Genomic DNA, 6,048 nt, shown 5'->3' on the forward strand with positions numbered 1-6,048 from the left:
ATGGCGTTATTTAAACAAGATACAACTAAAACAGCCAGTATGGCGAGAAAAAAGAAAATGGCAGGGCTAGACGATGATTATCGCTCAACCCTGTTAGAATCTGGGATTAAAATGCGCTAGCCGTGATCTCCCAGATGTCTGAAGTCAAGATTTGACCCCATTTCCCCATTTCCACAGACCCCATTTCCACATTTCCATGTGACCCCACTTCCATGGGCTCCATTTCCATTGCTCAGCTGGCTATAAGAAAGGGCAATAATATTGCCCTTGTGTATACGCTTAAACTTATTTTTATAACCCATAGCGCGACTACGCTTTGCTCTAGCCCTTCTTTAATCATCAGGCCCTTTTAAAGTAAACACTAAATGTTTACGCATATCTTTTAAAATCACGCCTTTTTTAAGCATTGCGGCGCTTAAGCGCTTTTCCCATTTTAATAAATCAGGCTCTGCGGCTGCTAAAAAGCCAAAGGGGTCAAGTCTTGACTTTAGACATCAAGAGTCTAGATTTATAGATTACTACTCATTGAGTGAATTACTATGTCTAGACCGCTGCGAATAGAGTATGAGAATGCGTTTTATCATGTAATGAATCGGGGAAGAGGGCGTGAAAATACCTTTTTGAGCGATGACGACTTTAAGTATTTTTTATATTGTATTGAGCAAGCAAGCCTTCGCTTTAATATTGAAGTGCATTCTTATTGTTTAATGACCAATCATTACCACCTGCTAATCAAAACCCCGGATGCAAATTTAGGCCGAGCCATGAAGCATATTAATGGCCTTTATACTCAATACTTTAATAGAGCACATAACACAGATGGTGCGCTGTTTAGAGGGCGCTACAAAGCGGTGCTTGTGGATGCTGATAATTACTTATTCCATGTTAGCCGTTATATACATCGTAACCCTATAGAAGCAAGTACACCGCTAGTCGATGAACTCATTGACTATAAATGGTCTAGCTACTCAGCCTTCATCAAAAAAGCGGCGACACCGAAATGGTTAGTTCGAGACTTTATATTTTCGCTTCAAGGAAAAAAGCGTAAATATGCTGCGTACAAACAGTTTGTTGAATATGAAAATAATAAAGAAATAAGCGCTTTTTATAGTGCTAAAAAGTTATTGTCGGTTTTAGGTTGTGAGGACTTTATTGAAAGTATAAAAGACTACATTGCCAAGCCTGATAGCGAAAGAAAGCTTGTTAGTAAAAATCACTCAGCAGATGAAGTTATAGCTTACTTAGCTCAATACTTTAATGTTGAGGTTAATGAGATTATAACGGTTAAAAAGGGGCGAAAAGAGAAAAATTTACCACGCTGGTTTGCTATTAAATTATGCCAAGATTTAACGGGGTTAAATTTGCAGGCATTAGCAGCTGTTTTTAATGTTGAGCATTATTCGGCGATATCGAAATCTGTAGGTAGGTTGAATAAATTAATGGTTGAAGATGAAAAGGTTAAATTACAATTGGAAAAACTTCGAGATTGTTTGATATCTGAAGTCAAGATTTGACCCCATCTAAAGACCGAAATCTGTAGGTAGGTTGAATAAATTAATGGTTGAAGATGAAAAGGTTAAATTACAATTGGAAAAACTTCGAGATTGTTTGATGTCTGAAGTCAAGATTTGACCCCATTTCCAGACCCCATTTCCACATTCACGTTAACCGCTCATATTTTAAATACTGGATATGCCCAATATTTGAGCCACAAAGGGTTGGTTATGTGTAAGCATAAACCACAGACTTGTTACAGCGCAGTGTGTAAACACAGCCAGAAACTGGACTGACATTGGTACTAAACGATGGCTGAGGCGAAAGCCAAGGGCCTTAATTAATCATCAATAATGCTTAATTAAACTGCCTAAATTCATATGGGTGACTGGTGCATATTCACACCAATCGACGTCATTACTAGGTGCGTAGTCATATTTAAATTGAGTTAAATAATAAAAACACTTGGTTTTTTGAATAAAAAGATCAAGAAAACGCAGCTGCCTGCTTGACCGGAACTTTCTAATGGGTGACCCCATTTCCACATTTCCAGACCCTATTTCCATGTAACCCCATTTCCATTGCTCAGCTAGCTATAAGGAAGGGCAATAATATTGCACTTGTGTATGCGTTTAAACTTATTTTATAAACTATAGCGCTGTAAAGCTTTGCTCTAATCTTTCTTTAAAAGCCCTGCTTTAATCATCAGGGCCTTTTAAGGTAAACACTAAATGTTTACGCATATCTTTTAAAATCACGCCTTTTTTAAGCATTGCGGCGCTTAAGCGCTTTTGCCATTTTAATAAATCAGGCTCTGCAGCTGCTAAAGCTTGTTCGTTTTCGAACTGAAAACAAAGCAGTAGTGAACTTGGAAATAAGTGATATTCCACATCAAACCAACACTGCAACATACCAGGGATTTCTTCGCGCCCTTGTGCTTCTAGTTTATCGGCCACGTTAAGCACAAGTGCTTGTTGTTTTACTTGCACTGCAGAGAGTTTTTTCATTATTAAAATCCAAATTAGCGGCTAATACATACAGCCAGAGTGCGGGCATTATACGCAAGCTTGTAGCTATGCAACAACAGTAGGTTGGTTTGAGCGAAGCGAAACCCAACGCATAGCCAATGTAATAGCCACAGCTAAAGATAAATACAATGTTATTTATTGTAGGCGCTTAGCTTGCTAGCGCGTTGGGCGCAAGCGCGAACTATTTGGTTTTACATGTAGAGGGAGTTTGTTTTAGTTTTTAAGCAGGAAAACGTATTTAAACTACTATTACGCCTCCAACAATAATGATTTTTACACCGAAAATAAAAACAATACCATTTTGCTAAAAGCTAAAAGCTAAAAGCTAAAAGTGCTCACATAGTAAACACTTTCGCCCTATGCTTTAATATTAAAAACAAGGGAGGGCGTTATGCGTAAAAATCGATTTTTATTTAATAAACACGTTGCGGTAATGGCTGCGCTAGGGGCTTTAGCTGCGCCGTCACCTGTATTGAGTAACGAGCCTGGGGTATTAGTTGAGCAGCTTTGTGCTAGTTGCCATAGTTTAAACAACCTTGAGCGCAGTGCGGGTTATAGCCAAGCGGATTGGCAAACACTCATAAGCTATATGGTTGATACCGGCGAGGGTACTGCGCTTAGTAAAGATATTAGCGCGTATTTAGCTAAGCATTACCCTGTTAATAATAAGCGTGAGTCAACGGTGGCTAAAGGCGATTTAAAACTTAGCTTTAAATACTGGCAAGTGCCTACGCTTGGGCAACGCGCTCGCGACCCTGTGCAAGGTGAAAACGGGCTTATTTGGTGGGTTGGCCAGTGGGGCAATATTTTAGGTAGGTTAAACCCTAAAACCGGTGAAATGAAAGAGTACACTTTGCCAAGTGGTACGTATGCGCACAGTGTATCGCTTGATAAAAACCAAACCCCTTGGTTTTTAGGCAATAAAAATGGCACGGTTGGGTATTTAGATTTAAAAACCGAAAAATTTAAAGTGTATAAAATGCCTGATAAAAACGCCCGAGACCCGCATACTGGCGTATTTGATGATGCGGGTATATTTTGGTTTACCCTACAGCACAGCAACATGATTGGCAGGCTAAACCCTAAAAGCGGCGATATTAAACTGGCTACTTTACCCACTAAAGGCTCGCGGCCTTATGGTATAAAGCTTGATTCAAACGGGACGCCGTGGGTGTCGTGTAATGGCAGTAACTGTTTGCTTAAAGTTGATAAAAACACCATGGAGCTTAGCGAAATAAAACTCCCAGGTGCTAAAACACATACTAGGCGCCTTGCCATTACGCCTGATGATATGGTGTTTTATGTAAACTCTGGCATGGGCAAACTTGGCCGCTATAACCCTAAAAACGGTAAAATAACGCAGTGGGATAACCCAAGCGGTAAAAACAGCCACCCGTATGCCATTGAATATGCCGATAATGCTATTTGGTTTAATGAGTCGGCTAAGCGCCCCGAAACGCTGGTTAGGTTTGATTTAAAAACTCAAACCATGCAAAGCTGGCAAATTCCCAGTAAAGAAGGGGTTTACTCTGGCTTAATTAGGCACATGCGTATGGGCAATAACGGCTTAATTATTCATCAAACGGCTACTAATCAATTAGCCGAAATTACGTGGTCTAAGTAATTGAGTTTATTAACGCGTTATATAAAAGCGCTAAGCGTTAGTGCATTTATTTATGTGGTAGGAGTTTTTTACAACGGTTAGCAATATTTACTGTGTAAATGAAAGCAGTAGTTTGGGGTTGTTGTTTAACTTATTGATTAATAGTAATAAGTTAAGTGGTTTGGGTTTTGCTTAGTAATAGCTGTATTTTTTAAATAAATAAAGGAGTTATTATGAGCACGGTTATTACTGGGTTATTTGAAAGCGCATCACAAGCAACACTGGCTATTTATAGATTAGAAGCATTAGGTATTAATGAAGCTGATATAAGCATTGTTGCCAATGACTCATACGCAAAGGAAGACTTTGCCTTAGATGAGGGAACCAAAGCGGCTGAAGGCGGCATTGTTGGTGCAGCGTCTGGTGGTATTATAGCTGCAATTGTTGGCGGTTTTACTGCCGTAGGTACCGTGGCAACCGGTGGTACAGGTTTATTAGTAGCTGGCCCATTAGTGGCTGCATTTGCAGCGGGCGGCGCTGGTGCTGCCGTTGGCGGAAGTTTAGGCGCTGCTATTGGGGCGTTTATTCCTGAGCACGAAGTTAAATTTTACGAAGACGCCATTGAAAAAGGCTCTATATTAATTGGTGTTAAGTACGACAGCGATAACAAAAGCGCGATTGAAGAAATACTTAAAAATGCAGGCGCGAGTAGTGTGTCTACCGCGTAAAGCTAATTAGTTTAAAGTAATAAAAAAAGGTGAAACTTAGTTTCACCTTTATTATGCTTTTTTTACGTTGCACTTTAGTGGCTATTGGCTTACTTAGATTTACGTTTGTCGAGCACATAATGTACGGCCATTCTTGCCACGCCTGCACCAATGCCAGATACCACCGCCCATGTAACGGCTTCTTTAAGATCTGTATGCTCGCTTGGCTTGTCTTTTGGGGCGGGCTCGTTGGTTACCTTTTCCCACGACTTTTGTAAACTTTTTCTGGTTAGCATGCCAGCTGATGCGGCGGCTAGGCCTATACCTAGTGTTTTAATTAGTTGCTTGTTACTCATAATTCCCTCGATTGTTTAATAGCGATAGGGTCATCTATAACCCGTTTAATAACACTAGTATGTTCAGCAATTAGTATACCGATAGCGCAGCAGGCGTGGTGAGCATGGTTTATTTTAGCGTGTGCATAGGCGCGTATTTTGATTAAACGCGCTGTGCTATTGGCTTAGCGCGGTATTAGTAAATGCGCTATTAAGCGTTTGAGCTGCTTTTTTACCCGTTTTGAGCGGTACTTAGTATTAGGCGGGTGAGCGTGTTAAGCCTGTAAAGTTGTCATTTCTTGTGTAAATTTGCCCTAGTTTTTGTGCAGCGTTTAAGCAAAAACACGCAGTAAATTTTAAGTGTGTGTAGTGGTTAATTATCTAGCCTTGTTTATTTTATTTTTAATCAATGCGTTACGTTTAGTGGAGGTGAAATTTTTTGCCTACAGTGAGCTTGGTATAGAGATTGTACCTAATAACTGAGCAGTCGCGTTATTTACAAAACAGATACTACATAAGGAGAGCACGATGAATTGTTTACAGTTTGATTCAACCGCTAAAAAAAGCGTAACACGTATTTTTAAACCAGCTTGCGCCATATTATTTACCGCTGCAATGCTACAAAATAGCGCATTGGCGAATGTAGATGTTGATATGCATGCAGTAAGTAAGTCGGGGCAAGGTGAGTTACTTGGCACCGTTACACTGACAGAAAATGAGCATGGGGTGGTATTTACCCCTGCGCTTAAAGGCTTAGACATAATGACTCCCACACGGTGTTAGCCTCCGCTTTTCGTGGGTTAGCTTAATTCAAAGCCAGAGCCATAATTAGTTTGTCAATTAACTAAACAGCAGAGGCTAACATGAATAAACATAGCATA

Annotated in this window: 6 protein-coding genes; 4 read left to right on the forward strand and 2 right to left on the reverse strand. The window is 40.0% G+C overall.

Annotation, left to right across the window (positions count from 1 at the left end; genetic code table 11):
- The first annotated feature begins 539 nt into the window (after positions 1–539).
- On the forward strand, positions 540–1,514 hold the full coding sequence (locus PSI06_RS20465) for a transposase (protein WP_273604761.1): 975 nt from the start codon (positions 540–542) through the stop codon (positions 1,512–1,514).
- A 678-nt stretch (positions 1,515–2,192) separates the two neighbouring features.
- Here PSI06_RS20465 and PSI06_RS20470 read toward each other — a convergent pair.
- The gene (locus PSI06_RS20470; RefSeq protein WP_004587588.1) at positions 2,193–2,501 is read right to left on the reverse strand and encodes a hypothetical protein; all 309 of its coding nucleotides are present in this window, start codon (positions 2,499–2,501) and stop codon (positions 2,193–2,195) included.
- A 412-nt stretch (positions 2,502–2,913) separates the two neighbouring features.
- Between PSI06_RS20470 and PSI06_RS20475 the strand changes: the two genes are divergently transcribed.
- The gene (locus PSI06_RS20475; RefSeq protein WP_273604760.1) at positions 2,914–4,146 is read left to right on the forward strand and encodes a Vgb family protein; all 1,233 of its coding nucleotides are present in this window, start codon (positions 2,914–2,916) and stop codon (positions 4,144–4,146) included.
- A 212-nt stretch (positions 4,147–4,358) separates the two neighbouring features.
- Positions 4,359–4,853, forward strand: a complete 495-nt coding sequence (locus PSI06_RS20480) for a hypothetical protein (protein ID WP_004587586.1) — start codon at positions 4,359–4,361, stop codon at positions 4,851–4,853.
- 89 nt (positions 4,854–4,942) lie between these two features.
- On the opposite strand, the gene PSI06_RS20485 is transcribed toward PSI06_RS20480, so the two are convergent.
- The gene (locus PSI06_RS20485) at positions 4,943–5,188 is read right to left on the reverse strand and encodes a DUF4235 domain-containing protein (protein WP_004587585.1); all 246 of its coding nucleotides are present in this window, start codon (positions 5,186–5,188) and stop codon (positions 4,943–4,945) included.
- Between the two features lie 507 nt (positions 5,189–5,695).
- Here PSI06_RS20485 and PSI06_RS20490 point away from each other — a divergent pair.
- Positions 5,696–5,950: a hypothetical protein gene (locus PSI06_RS20490; RefSeq protein ID WP_273604759.1), complete on the forward strand. Its 255-nt coding sequence runs from the start codon at positions 5,696–5,698 to the stop codon at positions 5,948–5,950.
- Positions 5,951–6,048: the final 98 nt, after the last annotated feature.

Source organism: Pseudoalteromonas sp. GABNS16E, assembly GCF_028598715.1.
GTDB lineage: Bacteria > Pseudomonadota > Gammaproteobacteria > Enterobacterales > Alteromonadaceae > Pseudoalteromonas > Pseudoalteromonas atlantica.